General features: G+C 53.9%; 24 protein-coding genes. 21 read left to right on the top strand and 3 right to left on the bottom strand.

All coding sequences use genetic code 11. The annotated features are described in order from the left end of the window. The 12 genes from HQL65_16835 to HQL65_16780 all read left to right on the top strand — a co-directional run. On the top strand, positions 1-276 hold a 276-nt coding region (locus tag HQL65_16835; protein MBF0137899.1), incomplete at its 5' end, for a DUF4351 domain-containing protein. 166 nt (positions 277-442) lie between these two features. Next, a complete protein-coding gene (locus HQL65_16830) occupies positions 443-1,315 on the top strand; it encodes a type II secretion system protein GspG (GenBank protein ID MBF0137898.1) in 873 nt (290 codons plus the stop codon). Positions 1,316-1,342: 27 nt separating this feature from the next. Further along, entirely contained in the window at positions 1,343-2,335 is a 993-nt protein-coding gene (locus tag HQL65_16825; protein ID MBF0137897.1) for an Rpn family recombination-promoting nuclease/putative transposase, read from the top strand. Positions 2,336-2,398: 63 nt separating this feature from the next. Continuing rightward, a complete protein-coding gene (locus tag HQL65_16820; protein ID MBF0137896.1) occupies positions 2,399-3,928 on the top strand; it encodes a LamG domain-containing protein in 1,530 nt (509 codons plus the stop codon). A gap of 26 nt (positions 3,929-3,954) precedes the next feature. Further along, the gene (locus HQL65_16815; protein ID MBF0137895.1) at positions 3,955-4,140 is read left to right on the top strand and encodes a type II toxin-antitoxin system HicB family antitoxin; all 186 of its coding nucleotides are present in this window, start codon (positions 3,955-3,957) and stop codon (positions 4,138-4,140) included. Positions 4,141-4,225: 85 nt separating this feature from the next. Further along, the gene (locus tag HQL65_16810) at positions 4,226-4,699 is read left to right on the top strand and encodes a type II toxin-antitoxin system VapC family toxin (GenBank protein ID MBF0137894.1); all 474 of its coding nucleotides are present in this window, start codon (positions 4,226-4,228) and stop codon (positions 4,697-4,699) included. 2 nt (positions 4,700-4,701) lie between these two features. Beyond that, on the top strand, positions 4,702-4,896 hold the full coding sequence (locus HQL65_16805) for a hypothetical protein (protein MBF0137893.1): 195 nt from the start codon (positions 4,702-4,704) through the stop codon (positions 4,894-4,896). 41 nt (positions 4,897-4,937) lie between these two features. Then, complete coding sequence (locus tag HQL65_16800) at positions 4,938-5,399, top strand: DUF29 domain-containing protein (protein MBF0137892.1); 462 nt, start codon at positions 4,938-4,940, stop codon at positions 5,397-5,399. A gap of 3 nt (positions 5,400-5,402) precedes the next feature. Continuing rightward, complete coding sequence (locus HQL65_16795) at positions 5,403-5,624, top strand: DUF433 domain-containing protein (protein MBF0137891.1); 222 nt, start codon at positions 5,403-5,405, stop codon at positions 5,622-5,624. 41 nt (positions 5,625-5,665) lie between these two features. Then, positions 5,666-5,968, top strand: a complete 303-nt coding sequence (locus tag HQL65_16790) for a HigA family addiction module antidote protein (GenBank protein MBF0137890.1) — start codon at positions 5,666-5,668, stop codon at positions 5,966-5,968. A gap of 218 nt (positions 5,969-6,186) precedes the next feature. Then, positions 6,187-6,423: a hypothetical protein gene (locus tag HQL65_16785; protein ID MBF0137889.1), complete on the top strand. Its 237-nt coding sequence runs from the start codon at positions 6,187-6,189 to the stop codon at positions 6,421-6,423. Further along, a complete protein-coding gene (locus HQL65_16780; protein ID MBF0137888.1) occupies positions 6,420-7,004 on the top strand; it encodes a DUF3576 domain-containing protein in 585 nt (194 codons plus the stop codon). Before HQL65_16785 ends, HQL65_16780 begins: the two co-directional genes overlap by 4 nt. Before the next feature lie 188 nt (positions 7,005-7,192). Here HQL65_16780 and HQL65_16775 read toward each other — a convergent pair whose 3' ends face one another. Further along, the gene (locus HQL65_16775; GenBank protein ID MBF0137887.1) at positions 7,193-7,687 is read right to left on the bottom strand and encodes a hypothetical protein; all 495 of its coding nucleotides are present in this window, start codon (positions 7,685-7,687) and stop codon (positions 7,193-7,195) included. Between the two features lie 287 nt (positions 7,688-7,974). On the opposite strand from HQL65_16775, the gene HQL65_16770 reads away from it, so the two are divergent. From HQL65_16770 to HQL65_16750, 5 genes are all read left to right on the top strand, one after another. Beyond that, positions 7,975-8,199, top strand: a complete 225-nt coding sequence (locus HQL65_16770) for a sulfurtransferase TusA family protein (protein MBF0137886.1) — start codon at positions 7,975-7,977, stop codon at positions 8,197-8,199. Positions 8,200-8,210: 11 nt separating this feature from the next. After that, positions 8,211-8,675 carry a DsrE/DsrF/DrsH-like family protein gene (locus HQL65_16765; GenBank protein MBF0137885.1) on the top strand — a complete coding sequence of 155 codons (465 nt, stop codon included), beginning with the start codon at positions 8,211-8,213 and terminating at the stop codon, positions 8,673-8,675. A gap of 167 nt (positions 8,676-8,842) precedes the next feature. Further along, entirely contained in the window at positions 8,843-10,021 is a 1,179-nt protein-coding gene (locus HQL65_16760; GenBank protein ID MBF0137884.1) for an aspartate aminotransferase family protein, read from the top strand. Between the two features lie 23 nt (positions 10,022-10,044). Then, on the top strand, positions 10,045-11,004 hold the full coding sequence (gene argF, locus HQL65_16755; protein MBF0137883.1) for an ornithine carbamoyltransferase: 960 nt from the start codon (positions 10,045-10,047) through the stop codon (positions 11,002-11,004). A 148-nt stretch (positions 11,005-11,152) separates the two neighbouring features. After that, a complete protein-coding gene (locus HQL65_16750) occupies positions 11,153-12,364 on the top strand; it encodes an argininosuccinate synthase (protein MBF0137882.1) in 1,212 nt (403 codons plus the stop codon). A 15-nt stretch (positions 12,365-12,379) separates the two neighbouring features. Here HQL65_16750 and HQL65_16745 read toward each other — a convergent pair whose 3' ends face one another. Both HQL65_16745 and HQL65_16740 read right to left on the bottom strand, forming a co-directional pair. Then, complete coding sequence (locus HQL65_16745) at positions 12,380-12,706, bottom strand: XRE family transcriptional regulator (GenBank protein ID MBF0137881.1); 327 nt, start codon at positions 12,704-12,706, stop codon at positions 12,380-12,382. Beyond that, positions 12,703-12,966, bottom strand: a complete 264-nt coding sequence (locus tag HQL65_16740) for a type II toxin-antitoxin system RelE/ParE family toxin (protein ID MBF0137880.1) — start codon at positions 12,964-12,966, stop codon at positions 12,703-12,705. Before HQL65_16740 ends, HQL65_16745 begins: the two co-directional genes overlap by 4 nt. 342 nt (positions 12,967-13,308) lie before the next feature. Between HQL65_16740 and HQL65_16735 the strand changes: the two genes are divergently transcribed. The 4 genes from HQL65_16735 (at position 13,309) to argH (ending at position 16,413) form a co-directional block, all read left to right on the top strand. Further along, positions 13,309-13,587, top strand: a complete 279-nt coding sequence (locus HQL65_16735) for a DUF1778 domain-containing protein (protein ID MBF0137879.1) — start codon at positions 13,309-13,311, stop codon at positions 13,585-13,587. A gap of 4 nt (positions 13,588-13,591) precedes the next feature. After that, positions 13,592-14,212 carry a GNAT family N-acetyltransferase gene (locus HQL65_16730; GenBank protein MBF0137878.1) on the top strand — a complete coding sequence of 207 codons (621 nt, stop codon included), beginning with the start codon at positions 13,592-13,594 and terminating at the stop codon, positions 14,210-14,212. Positions 14,213-14,332: 120 nt separating this feature from the next. After that, complete coding sequence (locus tag HQL65_16725) at positions 14,333-14,872, top strand: hypothetical protein (protein MBF0137877.1); 540 nt, start codon at positions 14,333-14,335, stop codon at positions 14,870-14,872. A gap of 149 nt (positions 14,873-15,021) precedes the next feature. Further along, positions 15,022-16,413: an argininosuccinate lyase gene (argH, locus tag HQL65_16720; GenBank protein MBF0137876.1), complete on the top strand. Its 1,392-nt coding sequence runs from the start codon at positions 15,022-15,024 to the stop codon at positions 16,411-16,413. Positions 16,414-16,482 lie beyond the last annotated feature (69 nt).

Below are 16,482 nucleotides of genomic sequence, written 5' to 3'. Positions count from 1 at the left end.
AAGGCACTGGAAGAAAGCGAACAAAAAGGTGCCCGGAAAGGCATCCGGAAAGGCACCCGAAAAGGCATGCAAAAAGGCATGCAAAAAGGCATGCAAAAGGGCATGCAAAAAGGCGAAGCTGCCATTCTGCTCCGTCAGTTACGCCGTCGCTTCGGTGAACTCCCCGACCAGGTCGTTGCCAGGATCAACACTGCAAACCAGGAATCCATTGAAAGATGGAGCGAAAACATTCTGGACGCCCGGTCGATCGAGGAGGTTTTCACCGATCCCTCATGAACTTTCTGTCTGGAGTCCAATCTGGACAATCCTCGCGCTTTTTTTTCCTTTTTCCTCTATACTCCCTTCCGTATGGGAAGTTTTCACTTCAGAAACACCCAATCCGTCTCCTCCGCTGTTGTGGCTCAACCACCCAGGTCCCCTCCCTTCCGGAAAGACAACACCCATGAAAAAAAATACCGCCTCCGGTTTCAGCCTCATCGAACTTTCCATCGTCATGATCGTCGTCGGCTTGTTGATCTCCGTTGGCTTCTCCCTGATGCCGAATTATCTCCAATCCTCCAAGGTCACCGCCGCCCGCACGCAAATGAAGGAAATCCAGAATGCCATCGAAGGGTTCGCCATCGCCAACAATCGGTTGCCATGTCCTGATTCCACCGGCGATGGTTTGGAAGACCTCAATGCCAGTAGCATTTGCACGGCGCAGCATGATAACGCCACCGGTGCCACCAATGATACCAACGATCTTCCCTACCGCACGCTCGGATTGTCCAATAACCGGGATCCATGGGGGCGAGTCATCAAATATGCCGCACTCATGAGACGCACCACCGACACATACTGTACCACCGATGACTCTTGCGACTTGGCTACCAAGCGTGATTCCACAGGAGCGACGCCAACCACCCTTCTCAGGACCGATTTTTGTACCAAACTGACCAGAAGCATGAATCACATCCTGAATTCTCCAAGTTTGACTACGGATATCGGTATCGCCCGCCTGCAATATGCAACCGCAACTGTTACCAAGGATGCCGACTCGGATTGCACCACAGGATCCAAAATGGCCTATATCCTCGCCAGTTCCGGCTTTAATGATGCTGACCAGGACACAAATACAGGCGGTTACACAATTGTTGGTGGTCTTTTTGATGGTGCCAACAACCCCGGAGGTAGACTCTGTTTTGAAAATCCCGATCGCGTTCTGCGCTTCCTGGATGCCTCGGAACAAAAGAGTACCGATACACCCGACAACTACGACGACATCGTTCTTGGCGGGAGCGTTTCCGGTCTCATCAGCCGGTTGGAGTGCAATTGATCATGACGGATCCTGACCAAAAATATCATGAACGACATCTCCCAGTTCCATGATCATTTTATCAGGCTCCTGTTATCCACCCCGGAGAGAGCAGGAACCTTGATTCGCGAACGACTGCCCCATGAAATCGTTGACCTGCTAACCAACGCCCCGCCGGAACTCGTGAACGGCAGCTACATTGACGGTGAATTTCGCGAACACCTGACCGACCGACTGTATCGGGTCAGCACACGGACAGGGGAAAGCGCCTTCATCTATGCTCTTCTGGAACATAAAAGCTGGTCGGATCGCCGGGTGGGCTGGCAGCTCCATCGCTACAGGAATCGCATTCTGGACCAGTGGGTACTGGAAAATCCCAAGTGGAAACGACTCCCCTCCGTCATTTGTGTCGTCATCTACCATGGAGTCGCCAGATGGCGCATACCGAACGAATTCCAGGCCTTGATGACCAGCGAAGAGGCCCTGCAACCTTACCTGCCCAATTTTCGTTTTGTTGTCATCGACCTGGGACGCATTGACAACAACGCCCTGTCCATCGATCCACGCCTGCGGACCGGATTGTTGACCCTGAAATACGTCTTCCGCAAAAAATCACATCCCGATATCCTGGAACAAATTGGAATTTCGTTGCGAGAAGCCCCGGACATTCTGTACCAGGTGGTACTCTACATCATTCAGACCTATGAAAATGTGGACGAAGCAGGCATCAAAAAATTGATTCGTCTGGCCAAACCCGAGGAGGAAGCCAAAATGATGTCCATCTATGCCCGTGAAATGATCGCCAAAGGTCACAAGGAAGGTCACAAGGAAGGTCACAAGGAAGGCCGCCAGGAAGGCGCTGCCTCACTCCTTTTGCGTCAGATTCAGCGTCGATTTGGTCCCCCTCCTTCCTGGATTGCGACCAGACTGGCCACCGCCACCCTGCAAGAGTTGGAAACCTGGAGTGACCGGATCCTGGATGCCCAATCCATTGACAACCTCTTCGATGAACCAGCAACCCCCGGCATGGGAAAAAATTGATCATTTTATTTGCAGCATGGTCCGTTGGAATTCAATCGACCCCGGATGGCAAGGATAAGTCCCATGCATTATTCCAATAAAACAAAATCTTCCCCCGGAAAAGCCAATCCGAGACATCCGGCTGCCGGCAGCATGCTGCTCTGGGTCTCTTTTGGCATGATTGCCCTGGGTTCCTTCATCGCCATCGCCCTGCCCCGGGCAACGGGCACGGTGAACCAGGAAAAGGCTGTTGCCAATGAACGGGACCTGGTGGACATGCGTAACGCAATTGAAGGATTTGCTGCCGCCAAATATCGACTCCCCTGCCCGGATACAAACAACGATGGCCTGGAAGATTGCCCTTTGACCAGTGCCACAACTCCTGCAAGTGCCTTTCCCTATAGAACCATCGGATTTTCCTCGGGTCGCGATACCTACGGCAACGCCGTTCGCTATGGGGTCTATGTAGGCACCGTAGGCAGCACAGGCAGCACAGACAGCGATCTTACAGCAAGCGCCCACTCAAGCAGTACGTTTTGTAGCGCCCTTGACTCCGACACCAAGACAACCCCCCTGACAGCACGATTGCATACCACCGACAGTGCTGGAGCCAATACTGTCAATGTTCCCTTTGTTGTCGTCAGTCCCGGTCCCAGAGATGCAGATCGAGATGGTGCCGACGGCCTTTACGATGGCAACAATGAATCCACGTCCACCAACGGTCTACGTCAATATGACCGCTCTTCCCGTCCCACAGTGGTCAACAATCCTCCAACGGCGAGTGATTACGACGACCAGGTAGTCGATTCCAGCTTCAATCGCAGCACAACAGCCGATGCCACCCATACGGCTCCCTTTAAAGCACTCATGACCCGACTGTATCCAAGCGGATGTGTTTGCACAGACCCCATTACCCCAGCAACCGGTCAAATGGTTGCTTATTATAAATTGACCGAAAGCACAATCACTAACGGGACCAATATCATCAACTGTGCGGGAGGCAATAATGGTTTGTTCTCAACTTCGCTAACAGGACTGAGTGGGAATTCGGCCCCAACCTTGGTAACTGATCGCCATTCATCTACATCGGCAATGGATTTCCAAAGTGGATCAAACTCTGGACTGATAATTCCTGAAACACTGTTAAACAGCAATAGCACATTTTCTATCTCCCTATGGGCCAACCTCGCTAATACAAGCGGCTCTGGTACCTTGATCAGCGGCTATGGCAGCAGCAGTAATGAATTCAGGATCAGCAGAGAAAGCAGCGGCGGAACAAGACATCTCCTGGTCAACATTCAAGGATCCGCTGCCGTTACCAGTGTATCTGGATTTCCCGTAAGCGCCACGTGGCGTCATGTGGTTGTAACAAGAAACGGTACCACTGGCGTTGTAAAACTTTATCTGGATGGAAACGCAACTGCTGATGTGACAGGCTCTGCTGCCACTGGCAGTCTTTCCATTGGTTCAAATCGTCTGGTACTTGGTTTTGTATATACCGGTACGGCAATCACCTCATCCACACAATGGAGAGGAGGCATTGACGATGTAATATTTTATTCAAAAGAGCTTTCCGGCACCGAAGTAAATAATCTCTTCTTGGCCACCCAATAAAGATATCGACGGATGTTCGAAAATAAATGACAACCCGCCACGAGATCATTCTTTATTGGAGTGAAGAGGATAAAGCCTTCATTGCCGAGGTTCCCGAGTTGCCCGGCTGCATGGCGGATGGTCCCACCCGGCAGGAGGCCATTGTCCAGGCCGAGCGCGTCATCGATGCGTGGATCCAGACTGCGCAAGCCCTGGGAAGAGACGTTCCGTAAGCCAAAGGGCGCTTGGTGTAGCCTGGAAAGTCAAAGGATAGAGCAGATTTGGCCAGGAATAAATTGCGATGCATAGGCCATCCATATGAAATTAAAAGTCTATCTTGAAACCAGCATCATCAGTTATCTGGCCGCTCGACCCAGTCGGGATATCATCGTTTCAGCCCATAAAAAAATCACTGTTGAATGGTGGCACAAAAAACGGAACCACTTCGACCTGTACACATCCAAACTGGTGATCCAGGAAGCCAGTGCGGGAAATACCGAAGCCGCAGCCAAACGAATTGTATTTCTTGCAGGATTGCCACGTTTGACCATCAATGAGAACGTCATGGCCTTGGCAAGTTGTCTGCTTGCTGCCAAGGCCGTTCCACAACAGGCAATGGATGACGTTTACCATATTGCCATGGCCGCTGTGCATGGCATGGATTTTCTTCTGACCTGGAACTGCAAACACATTGCCAACGCAACCATGCGCCACAGAATCGAACAAGCATGCCGTACCCACGGCTTTGAACCCCCAATCATGACCACCCCGGAACAGCTGTTGGAGGAGTAACCATGTGGCAAGACCCTATTGTGGAAGAAATCCATAAAATCCGTGCAGAACACGCTGCCCGGTTCAACCATGATCCCGTAGCCATCTACAACGACCTGAAACGCCTGGAACAGGAATCGGGAGAAAAAACCGTGACCCTTGAGCCTAAACCCATCCAAAAAGTCGGAAAGGATGGATGTCCATTCTGCAAGGGGTAAAATAAAAGGATGGACATGCAAAAAAAGGGGACAAAACAACCATGAACCGGTGCGACAATCGTGGCCACGCGCATGATTTTTACGCCTGGGCCAATGAACAGGCTGCCCTGTTGCGAGCCGGCAAGCTGGCGGCTGCTGACATCGAAAACATCGCTGAAGAGATCGAAAGCATGGGACGCACCGAAAAGCGGGAACTTGTCAGCCGACTCACGATCTTGTTGTTGCATCTCCTCAAATGGCAATTTCAACCGACGCACCGTGGGCACTCATGGCGCATGTCCATAGCCAATGCCCGCGATGATATCACCGATCACTTGGCCGACAATCCCAGCCTCCATTCACATCTGGTCAATGCCATCTCATCGGCCTATCGCCGCGCCCGCCGTCAAGCCTCCGCCGAAACCGGCCATCCCGAGAACCTGTTTCCAGACATCTGCCCGTGGTCGTTCGAGCAGATGATCGACCATGATTTTTGGCCCGGTTCTGAAATCCTTAAGGAGTAGAACATGGAACAATTGGATCGCATCACCCAACAACCTGATATCATGGGCGGCAAGGCGTGTATCCGTGGCATGCGCGTCACGGTCGGCATGATCGTGGGGCAGATCAGTGCCGGACACAGCATTGATGAACTCCTTGCCGACTACCCCTACCTTGAGCGCGAAGACATCATGCAAGCGCTGCGCTATTGCCATTCGCGCCAAGGTGCGGTTGGAGAAAAAAATTGACCATTCACATTGAAGAGTTGCCCAACCTCGACTTTTCCGACCTGTCTACTGGTGAAAAAATTCCTCCCATTCACCCGGGAGTCCACCTTGAGGAACTTTTGAACGAATTGGGTCTCAGCCCCAACCAACTGGCCAGAAATGTCGGTGTCACACCCACGCGCATCCAACACATCCTGCTTGGCAAAAAACCGGTCAGTGCGGAAATGGCCCTTCGTTTTGGACTGTTTTTCGGCCAATCTCCAGAATATTGGCTTTCTTTGCAAATACATTATGATATGAGCAAAGCCAAGAATGCCATGTTTGATAAATTACGCCAGGAAGTGATCCCACTCCACGCTGCATGACACGATCCGAATTGACATGAACCTGTCCCCTTCCCAAATTTCCATTTTCTCCCAGGAACTGCTCACCGAGGTTGTGGATCGCATCGTTCACGAAGCCAATCCCGAACGAATCATCCTGTTTGGATCCCGCGCCCGAGGTGACGAGACAGAGATTGCACATTGGCAAAACAGCATGAACCATGTAGTCCATCGCGCATTACGAGAAGGCAGAGTGCTGTATGAGCGGACATGAACATGCCATCTCTCTTTTGGCGCTGGCCCATGATGACCTCAAGGCATCCCGCATCATGGCACAAAACATGGATGATTTTTCGAAGGTGGTGGCAAAAAGAGGCAGGCCGTTGTACTCTCCTTCCCGGAGTATTGGAGAAAATCGTTGTGACCGTTGTCGGGACTTGAAAGGGATGTGTGCGGTTGACTCCCTTATTGATAAAATGGAGGAGCAAGGAAGATGAGAATACAGCGGTCGATGCTGGGTGTCGCCCTCCTGGCGGCAGGAGTCCTGTCGGGCTGCTCGGACAAAATGTGGGGCAGCCGCAACAAGGTGGATGAATACGGCAATGTCATGGGAGCCGGACAAGCCCGGGTCGTCCAGGATGGCAAAAGAGAAGGACAATGGGACTCCATGCGTGATGCCGGAGAACCAGGCATGTTGTCTCTGGGCGACAGCGGCGGCATCTTCGGTGGCGGCGGCAGCAAAACCAGCGAAGAAGATGCACGGGCCGGCAAACTGTTCGGCGGTGCCCTCGCCGTGGTCATGGATCTGCCCGTGGTCGTCGCCAGCCGGGAAGGAGGCTTCCTCTCCACCGACTGGAAAGTGGATCCCACCGATCCCGGCACCCGCTACCGCCTCAATATACGGGTCTCCGGCGTCAAACCCTACGGTGCCGTTGACGTGCGGGTCATGAAACAGGTCCTGGCCAATGGCATCTGGACAGACCGACAGGCCGACCCCGCCCTGAGTCGCCAGATTGAAAAAGCCATCCGCAAGCAGGCCGAAGTGGACATCGGTATCAATGCTGCCACAGCCCGCTGACCCATAAAATTAAATGCAACCCCTTTAGTGGCTGTCCATCAGCCCTCGGATAAAAAAAATCGGAAAAGAAGATTTTATTGGGGCTCCGCCCCAAACCCCGCCAAGAGGAAGGGCACAGCCCTTCCTCCTGGACCTCCATCCCAGTTTTTCATTCGTTTTTTGAAATTAACATGTTATTGGACAGCCTCTCACAGTTTGGGCGGTGTCACAGGCAAAGGCAAAGTCAGATTGATGAAATCCTCGCGAATGGGAGGCGTCAAAGGAACCAGACTGACCTTGTTCCAGTCCATGAAAATCACGTTGTTGCCGGACATTCTGGCGCGCTCCAGAATTTCCCGGGTCAAGGGTCCGGTAGAGTTGGGCAGACAGACGCCATACCCCTGCTCCGTCGCCACAATGGTAAACAGGGGAATGGCCTGGGTCATCCGGGCCAACTCCACATCCTTGAGAAACCCCTGCTCGACCAGACCATCCGCAGCACCCGATATGATCGAGGGATAACGCTTCCTGGCCCGGTGATAACGCAGACAGGCATCGGAGAGAATGTAGAACAATCCCAGCAGCAACGTCGCCTGGTCGCTCGGCAACACCTGCGCCTTGGCCCGCTCGCGAATGCGTCGCAGCCTGACCAGTATCCAGAGGATGACGGATAAAAACACCAGACTGAAGATAAATTTGATCATGTTCGTATCCATGGCCGTCTGTCTTGAGATTGATCGAAAGTGGCAGTCCCCGCAAAAATCGTTCCATAATTGAGTGAACCCTCTTTTGCACACCGGATCGAAACCCCCGGCAACAGGTTTTCCAAACCGGCCATTTTTCAATACATTGCAAAAAAACGTCCGCTCACGGGCGACAATACACAATTTGCCGCAAAAGTTAAAAAAATATTTGCAACTGGCGGCAAAGCTCTTCAGGATAAACGCAGGCGGAAATTTCTCGAACTTTGTGACCAGGAGGTTGATGAAAAATGGCCGACAAGACACTTGATGCCAAAGGATTGAACTGCCCCCTGCCCATTCTGCGGGCCAAGAAAGCCCTGAAAGATATGAAAGCAGGCCAGGTTTTGGCCATCGAAGCAACGGATCCGGGCTCTGCCAAGGATTTTGAATCCTTCTGCACCCAGACCGGCAACAAAATGGTAAAGGCCTCCGAAGCCGGTGGTGTCTACCACTACGAAATCGAGAAGTGCTGAGGAGACCTGGAATGTCAAAAAAATTGGCAATCATCGCCACCAAGGGAACCCTGGATTTTGCCTATCCACCCCTGATCCTGGCCACGACTGCTGCTGCCCTGGATTACGAGGTGTACATATTCTGGACCTTCTATGGCTTGCAGGTCTTGAAAAAGAAACGTGACCTGAAAATATCCCCCCTGGGCAATCCAGCCATGCCCATGCCCGTGGACATGCCCATCCTGGTGCAAATCATCCCAGGCATGGAAGCCATGGCCACCACCATGATGAAACAAAAAATGAAGGGCAAAGGGGTGGCGTCCATCGAGGAATTGATGGAAATGGCGATTGAGTCGGATGTCAAGATGATCGCCTGCCAGATGACGGTTGACCTCTTTGATTTCAAACACGAAGAGTTGATGGATGGCCTGGAGTATGCCGGGGCGGCACGGTTTTTCGAGATTGCCCAGGATGCCGATATCACCCTGTTCATCTGACATATAGAAATCATCGGACTGGACATTTTACGGCAAGCAAGGCAGCAAGACCCGGTCGGTGACCGGGTCTTTCCATTTGGCGGGAAGCGGGATGAACAAGGATTGCAGGATCGGGATGGAATGAACCACAAGGCGGCATTTTTACAAGATTTTGGGGGAAATGAGCCATGACCGGAACGGGTAGTGGGTTGATGTCCACCTATGGGCGTTATCCAGTGGCTTTCGTGCGCGGGCGCGGCTGCCGGGTGTGGGACGACCAGGATCGACCCTACCTGGATTTTCTGGGAGGGATCGGCGTCAATACGCTGGGCCACTGCCCCCCCCGCGTGGTGGCCGCAGTCCAGGAACAGGCCGAACGCCTGATCCATACCTCCAATCTCTATCGCGTGCCCCAACAGGAAATGCTGGCCAGACGCCTGGCAGCCAACTGCTTTGCCGACCGGATGTTTTTCTGCAACGGCGGTGCCGAAGCCAACGAAGCCGCCATCAAACTGGTCCGCAAATACATGAAGGATCACGGCCAGCCCGGACGGTTTGAAATCATCACCGCCGCCGAAGGATTTCATGGCCGGACCCTGGCCACCCTGACCGCTTCCGCCCAGGACAAGGTGCAACGCGGCTATGACCCCCTGCCAACCGGTTTTCGCTATGCCCCCTACGATGACCTGCCAGGCGTGGAACGACTGATCAGTTCCTACACAGCCGGAATCATGGTGGAAGCCGTCCAGGGCGAGGCCGGGATACGCATCCCGCGCCCCGGCTACCTGGAAGGGTTGCGGGAAATCGCCGACCGCCAGGGCATACTCCTGGTGGTGGACGAGGTGCAGACAGGTGCCGGACGAACCGGGCGTCTGTGGTGCCACCAGTGGAGCGGCATCACCCCGGATATCATGACCGCCTCCAAAGGTTTGGCCTCCGGACTGCCACTGGGTATCTGCATGGCTACCGAACGGGTGGCCGCCACCTTCTCTCCCGGTTCGCACGGCTCCACATCCGGCGGCAATCCCCTGGTCTGCGCCGCCGCCCTGGCCACCCTGGACGAACTGGAAGGGGAATCCGGCATCATCGCCGGGGTCACCAGCAAGGGAGAATATCTCCTGGAACGCCTGCAAGGGTTGCGAAAAAGCCATCGCATGATCAAAGATATCCGGGGAATCGGCCTGATGGCGGCCATCGAACTCAACGCTTCGGCAGAAGATGCCGCAGCCATCGCCCTGTCCCGGGGCCTGCTCGTCAACTGCGTCCAGGGAACAATCCTGCGCCTCCTGCCCCCCCTGGTGATCACCCGGGAAGAGATCGACGAGGGAATCAATATTCTGGATGGCGTTCTGATGGATTTGTTCTGATTGCAAATATGAGTGGCATCGTCATGGAAAAACCCAAAAAAGATCTGTTGACCCTGAACGACATCAACCAGGAAGAGATGCAACGCCTGTTTGAACGGGCCGCTGCCCTCAAACAGGCACATCAGGCCGGTGCCACGACCCACTCCCTGATTGGCCGTACCCTGGGCATGATTTTCGAGAAGGCTTCCACCCGGACCCGGGTTTCTTTCGAGGTGGGCATGTTTCAACTGGGAGGACGGGCACTGTTTCTCTCCTCACGCGAAATGCAGCTGGGACGCGGAGAGACCGTGGCCGACAGCGCCCGGGTTCTTTCTCGCTACGTCAATGGCCTGATGATCCGCACCTACGCCCATGGCAATGTCGAAACCATGGCCAGATATGCCACCGTGCCCGTAATCAACGGTCTCTCCGACACCTTTCATCCCTGCCAGGTGCTGGCCGACATTTTTACCTATCGGGAAAAACGGGGTTCCCTGACCGGACGTCGCGTGGCCTGGATCGGCGATGGCAACAACATGGCCAACACCTGGATCCAGGCCGCACCCCTGGTGCGCTGCCATCTGGTCCTGGCCTGCCCGGAAGGGTATGATCCCGATCTGGAAATATTGGCCACGGCCACAACAGCCCTGCAAGGTGCCACCGATGCCTCGGTCACCCTGCTGCGTAATCCGACCCAGGCTGCTGCCGGTGCCGACCTGGTCATTACCGATACCTGGACCTCCATGGGGCAGGAAGAAGAACACCAGAAACGCCTCCGCTCCTTCGCCGGGTACCAGGTGGACGAACGCCTCATGGCCCTGGCCCATGCCGAGACCCTGTTCATGCACTGCCTGCCCGCCCATCGTGGCGAAGAGGTGACCGACGCCGTGCTGGATGGCCCGCAATCCGTGGTCTGGGACGAGGCGGAAAACCGCCTGCATGTCCAGAAAGCCATCCTCGAATGGCTGCTCCTGGGCGATAAAAACAAATCCTCCTTAACTTAGAACTTTTTGATTTGAAAAATGTATTTTGGAACAGATTTCTGCTGGGGCTTTGCCCCAGACCCCACTGGGGGATGAATCCCCCAGACCCCCTCTTTTTTTTCATTTTGTTTTTTTTATTTCCGACCCGACGCACCAGGAGGATCCGAGCATGGCAGGTGATGTGAAAAAAGTGGTTCTGGCCTACTCAGGCGGATTGGACACCTCGATCATCTTGAAATGGTTGCAGGATGTCTATCGTTGCGAAGTGGTCGCGTTCGCGGCGGATCTGGGCCAGGGCGAGGAACTCGAAGAGGCACGCCAGAAAGCCCTCAGGCTTGGGGTCAAGGAAATTTTCATCGAAGATTTGAAAGAGACCTTTGTCCGGGATTTTGTGTTTCCGATGTATCGGGCCAATGCCCTTTACGAAGGGGTCTATCATCTGGGAACCTCCATCGCCCGTCCCCTGATTGCCCAAAAGCAGGTTGAAATTGCCAAACGCACCGGTGCCGATGCCGTGGCCCACGGTGCCACCGGCAAAGGCAACGATCAGGTCCGTTTCGAGCTGGCCTATCATGCCCTGCTGCCGGGCATCCGGATCATCGCCCCCTGGCGGGAGTGGGATCTGACCTCCCGCGACAAACTGTTCGCCTATGCCGAAGCCCATGGCATCCCGGTACCCCGCGACAAGCGCGGTGATGTGCCCTACTCCATGGACCGCAACCTGTTGCACATCTCCTTCGAGGGAAAAATCCTCGAAGATCCCTGGCGGGAACCGGATGCGGAAATGTTTGTGTTGAGCGTCTCGCCGGAAAAGGCCCCCGACAGGCCCACCTATGTGGAGATTGAGTTTGTCGGCGGGGATCCGGTGGCCGTGGATGGCGAAAAACTCTCCCCGGCAACCTTGCTGGCCCGCCTGAACACCCTGGGTGGACAAAATGGCGTCGGGCGGGTGGATCTTGTGGAAAACCGTTATGTGGGGATGAAATCCCGTGGCGTCTACGAAACCCCGGGCGGCACCATTCTGGGGGTGGCCCATCGGGCCATGGAGTCCCTGACCCTGGACCGGGAAGTGGCCCACCTGAAAGATGATCTGGCACCCCGTTATGCCGCCCTGATTTACAATGGCTACTGGTTCAGCCCGGAACGGACCATGCTGCAAACCATGATCGACGCCTCACAGGCCCATGTCTCTGGAACCGTGCGTCTGAAGCTCTACAAGGGCAATGTCATGGTGGTCGGACGCAAGTCGGAGCAATCCCTGTTCGCTCCGGCCATCGCCACCTTCGATGAAGACCAGGGGGCCTATGACCAGAAAGATGCCGGCGGGTTCATCAAACTCAACGCCCTGCGCATGCGCATCGCCGCCTTGTTGCGAAAGTGAGGGGATTTCAAACCGTTATAAAGTTTGCGGTCCGGTCGTGCCTGCCTGGCACCGCCGGACCGTCACGCTCACCTGAACATTCTGGTCGAGACGGTCGAGAATTGTCATCAGCCTGTCGATGGTGAACCGGTCGAGCTTTGTCCTGCGAATGCGTGAAAAGTCGGCAGCGGCAATGCCGGTCAAGGATTCGGCCTGGCGAACCGTAAGCTCCCGAGTGTCGAGAACACCGATGATTTCGCCTGCCAGCACCGCTTTCAATTGTTCGACCGCCGCGTTCGGGTGGTCAAAATCGGCGAAAACGTTGCCGCTGCCGCGCACGATTGCAATGGGTTGATCGCTCATGCCAGCATCTCCTTCAACCGTTTCAAGCGGTCTCGGACAAGGTTTATTTCATAAACAACGTGGAAAACGTCTCTACGATGACGCAAAACAATTTCCATAACCCCACTTTCAAAGCCCTTGAGGGGTTTCACATGGTCGGCCTTGCGACCTCCTGCCGCAACAGCCAACGCACGCAGTGCATCCATCTGCACTGGTGCGGGAAAATCTTCAAAGTCCTTTCGGGCTGCTTTAATCCATGAAACAGGTCTGATGGTTGCCATCGCGTGGACTCCCGGATCTTCTCATTGTTGTCATATTTGACAACAAGATGCAAGCAAAAAATGGCCTGCCAATACGTGCCTTTGCCACAGCAGGAAAAAAACATGCTGCCATGGGAAGTTTTTCTGCCAGAATCCAGACAGTTGGCATTTTTGCAAAAACGTGCAACGATTGCCCTGCTCACTTGACGGAAAATCCATACCAACCATGAAACGTTTTGGAGCCGTGAGTGTCCGAATGTAAGCAGACGAACAAGGTCTGCCGCCGTTTCACAGCATGGAACCAATGTTTCGTAAACAGTCTCTGACCTTCCGAAATTCTCGAATGGAGTGCGGACAGTGGCCATATTATCAGAACATAAACAACGTCATGAAACGCTGAACCTCCGGATTCGTTCCGAAGAAAAGAGCCTGATCGACCGCGCTGCCCACGTGAAGGGACAGAACCGAACTGATTTTATTTTGGGTGCAGCAAGGAAAGCGGCGGAAGATGCACTTCTGGACCACACATTCCTGGCTGTGGACCAGGAGGCTTATGAAAAATGGCTGAAGCTTCTTGATGCCCAACCACAACCCAATGAAAGATTACGCCACACATTGCAAACACCCGCGCCATGGGAGTAATTCCTTGTTGCTGTCTGCACCATCACCCCTTGCCGAACATCATTTGCTTGAAAATTTCTCTTCTGGTACACCATCGCTTGACGACTGGTTGAGAAAACGCGCTCGTGCCAATCAAACAAGCGGCGCATCACGGACATTCGTCGTCTGTGATGGAACAAGGGTCGTTGGCTACTACGCCCTCGCATCGGGGGCCATTGGCGTCTTGGAAGCGACGGGAAAGTTTCGACGTAATATGCCTGATCCAATTCCTATAGCCATACTGGCACGCCTTGCCGTGGATCGCACCTATCAAGGACGTGGTCTGGGTCGTGCATTATTCAAGGATATCGCTCACCGAATAATGCACGCAGCAGATACCATCGGTATCCGTGGAGTGGTTGTCCATGCCATCTCCGAAGAAGCCAAGGCTTTCTATCTTGCACTCGGATTTTCCGTATCACCACACGATCCAATGACCCTCATGGTACCGCTCACCGATCTGCGATCCATTTTCAGCACCCTCAAAGTGCCAAATACCAGGACTCGCGCCGCAATGGCTGAGGCCGACGAGATAGTCCGCACGCACCAAGCCCGTTTTAAAACAGCCACTGAATTGTTCGATGACATCGAAAAGAACAACCACTAAGTAATAGCACTCCTCTGCTGTGCGGAATCTTGACATTCACATTGGTTAATCACATGATATAAACGGCAGTGGCAGGAGTTATCTACAGATAATGCAGGTGTTTTTCCAAGGAAGATTGGAATGAGCGTTACGAAGCTTTTTGAACACAGGATAAATATCAGAGACAATCCTGATGCTTATGAATTCGAATTCAAGAAAGAAAACATAAAGAGACTCTGCAAAGGATTAGCATGCCGCTTGAGATGCGCAGGATATAAAAAATTAACACTTCGAAATGGTTATCATATTTTACAAAAAATAATTCAATGTATTTTTGATTCACAGGACAGGTTGCCAATTTTCCATATTCAGGTTGAGGAAAATGGGTTGCCATTATGTTGGAATCAGCCAAGAGATTGGGAAAATCACTACATAAAATACGAATGGGGACATTTACTATCGATAAATCAGAATGACAAAGCTGACAAACTGGATAATCTTGGACTTTATTCAGCAAGGTGCAACCAACACATCCAAAGTAGCATGAACATCGAAGAGCTTAAAATATATGGGGGAAAACTGTCTGACAGAATATCAAAAGTCTTGGATAACAGGAAGAAAATGTTTCAGTCAGATGATTGGAAAAAAATTGAGAATGAACTTGATTCGTTTAGAATCTGAGCGGTACAAGATGGTGGATCTTTTTGCTGAGCCGCCACGACGCTTTGGTGTCTGGCACAAGAACAATCTGACACGTCCATGACCGGGGAATCGTCCCGACATCGAGTGCAGGGATCACCGGGCAGGGGAATTTTGCAAGAGGCTCATTCATGAACGAAGAAAAACGGAAACTGTGGGGTGGACGCTTCAGCCAACCCACAGATGCCTTCGTGGAGGAATTTACCGCTTCCATCGGTTACGATTCCCGGCTCTTTCGCCAGGATATCCGGGGATCCATCGCCCATGGCCGCATGCTGGGCAGACAGGGCATCATTCCCAAAAACGAGGCCGATGAAATCGTGCGCGGCCTGGAACAGATTCTGGGAGAACTGGAACGGGGCGAGTTGCCGTTCCGAAATGACCTGGAAGACATTCACATGCACGTGGAAAGCCGCCTGCGCGACCTGATCGGGCCAATGGCCGGAAAACTGCACACCGCCCGCTCGCGCAATGACCAGGTGGCCACCGATCTGCGGCTCTACCTGCGCGACGAAGTGGACGCCATCCGCACCAGCCTGCGGGCGTTGCAAAAAGGGTTGCTCGATCTGGCCACCACCCATGTGAAGGTGATCCTGCCGGGATTTACCCACCTCCAGATTGCCCAACCCGTGAGTCTGGCCCACCATCTCCTGGCCTATTTTGAAATGCTGGATCGGGACTGGGGCCGGATGACGGATTTGCGCAAGCGCCTCAATCAAATGCCGCTCGGCTCGGCAGCCCTGGCCGGAACCCCCTTTCCCATAGACCGGACGTGGGTGGCACGGGAACTCGGTTTCGACGGCGTGTGCGCCAACTCCATGGATGCCGTCTCCGACCGGGATTTTGCGGTGGAAATCGCCGCCGCCGCCTCGATCATCATGATGCACCTCTCCCGCTTCGCCGAAGAGTTGATCCTCTGGTCGTCGCCCGTCTTCGGCTTCGTGGAACTGCCGGATGCCTTCTGCACAGGCTCCAGCATCATGCCCCAGAAAAAAAATCCGGATGTGCCGGAACTGGTGCGCGGCAAAAGTGGCCGGGTCTACGGATCCCTGATCACCCTGCTGACCCTGATGAAAGGGCTGCCCCTGGCCTACAACCGGGATATGCAGGAAGACAAGGAACCCATATTCGACGTGGTGGATACCGTGCGCGGCTCTCTGCGCGCCTTCACCGATCTGGTACCGGGAATCCGGGTCAACCCGCAACGCATGGCCGAAACAGCCCGGGCCGGATACTCCACCGCCACGGATCTGGCCGATTATCTGGCAAAACGCGGGGTTCCGTTTCGGGAAGCGCACGAAATCGTCGGAAAAATCGTGGCCATGGCCGTGGCCGCCGGTCGCCCCCTGGACGATTATACAGGCGCAGAACTGCAAAAGGTGGATGCTCGCATCGGCGAATCCGTCACCAGGGTGCTGACCGTGGAAGCCTCGGTCAATGCCCGCCAAGCCACCGGTGGCACCGCCTTCGAAACCGTCCGCCAGGCCATCAAACAGGCCGGTGAACGGTTGCAGGTTTCCTGAATGATTGAAACAAAGTAACCATTCAGAACCCCTTCATTAAAAGGATTTGACATGGAAGACTTTGTTGGG

The organism is Magnetococcales bacterium, from assembly GCA_015228935.1.
In the GTDB taxonomy this organism is placed as follows: Bacteria; Pseudomonadota; Magnetococcia; order Magnetococcales; family DC0425bin3; genus HA3dbin3.
Note: the sequence above shows the minus strand (reverse complement) of the source record. Positions and strands in the feature narration are given on the sequence as shown.

Coding starts and splice junctions, on each gene's coding strand:
- HQL65_16830 (MBF0137898.1), top strand. CDS start 443: ATGAAAAAAAATACCGCCTCCGGTTTCAGCCTCATCGAACTTTCCATC.
- HQL65_16825 (MBF0137897.1), top strand. CDS start 1,343: ATGAACGACATCTCCCAGTTCCATGATCATTTTATCAGGCTCCTGTTA.
- HQL65_16820 (MBF0137896.1), top strand. CDS start 2,399: ATGCATTATTCCAATAAAACAAAATCTTCCCCCGGAAAAGCCAATCCG.
- HQL65_16815 (MBF0137895.1), top strand. CDS start 3,955: ATGACAACCCGCCACGAGATCATTCTTTATTGGAGTGAAGAGGATAAA.
- HQL65_16810 (MBF0137894.1), top strand. CDS start 4,226: ATGAAATTAAAAGTCTATCTTGAAACCAGCATCATCAGTTATCTGGCC.
- HQL65_16805 (MBF0137893.1), top strand. CDS start 4,702: ATGTGGCAAGACCCTATTGTGGAAGAAATCCATAAAATCCGTGCAGAA.
- HQL65_16800 (MBF0137892.1), top strand. CDS start 4,938: ATGAACCGGTGCGACAATCGTGGCCACGCGCATGATTTTTACGCCTGG.
- HQL65_16795 (MBF0137891.1), top strand. CDS start 5,403: ATGGAACAATTGGATCGCATCACCCAACAACCTGATATCATGGGCGGC.
- HQL65_16785 (MBF0137889.1), top strand. CDS start 6,187: ATGAGCGGACATGAACATGCCATCTCTCTTTTGGCGCTGGCCCATGAT.
- HQL65_16780 (MBF0137888.1), top strand. CDS start 6,420: ATGAGAATACAGCGGTCGATGCTGGGTGTCGCCCTCCTGGCGGCAGGA.
- HQL65_16775 (MBF0137887.1), bottom strand. CDS start 7,687: ATGATCAAATTTATCTTCAGTCTGGTGTTTTTATCCGTCATCCTCTGG.
- HQL65_16770 (MBF0137886.1), top strand. CDS start 7,975: ATGGCCGACAAGACACTTGATGCCAAAGGATTGAACTGCCCCCTGCCC.
- HQL65_16765 (MBF0137885.1), top strand. CDS start 8,211: ATGTCAAAAAAATTGGCAATCATCGCCACCAAGGGAACCCTGGATTTT.
- HQL65_16760 (MBF0137884.1), top strand. CDS start 8,843: ATGACCGGAACGGGTAGTGGGTTGATGTCCACCTATGGGCGTTATCCA.
- argF (MBF0137883.1), top strand. CDS start 10,045: ATGGAAAAACCCAAAAAAGATCTGTTGACCCTGAACGACATCAACCAG.
- HQL65_16750 (MBF0137882.1), top strand. CDS start 11,153: ATGGCAGGTGATGTGAAAAAAGTGGTTCTGGCCTACTCAGGCGGATTG.
- HQL65_16745 (MBF0137881.1), bottom strand. CDS start 12,706: ATGAGCGATCAACCCATTGCAATCGTGCGCGGCAGCGGCAACGTTTTC.
- HQL65_16740 (MBF0137880.1), bottom strand. CDS start 12,966: ATGGCAACCATCAGACCTGTTTCATGGATTAAAGCAGCCCGAAAGGAC.
- HQL65_16725 (MBF0137877.1), top strand. CDS start 14,333: ATGAGCGTTACGAAGCTTTTTGAACACAGGATAAATATCAGAGACAAT.
- argH (MBF0137876.1), top strand. CDS start 15,022: ATGAACGAAGAAAAACGGAAACTGTGGGGTGGACGCTTCAGCCAACCC.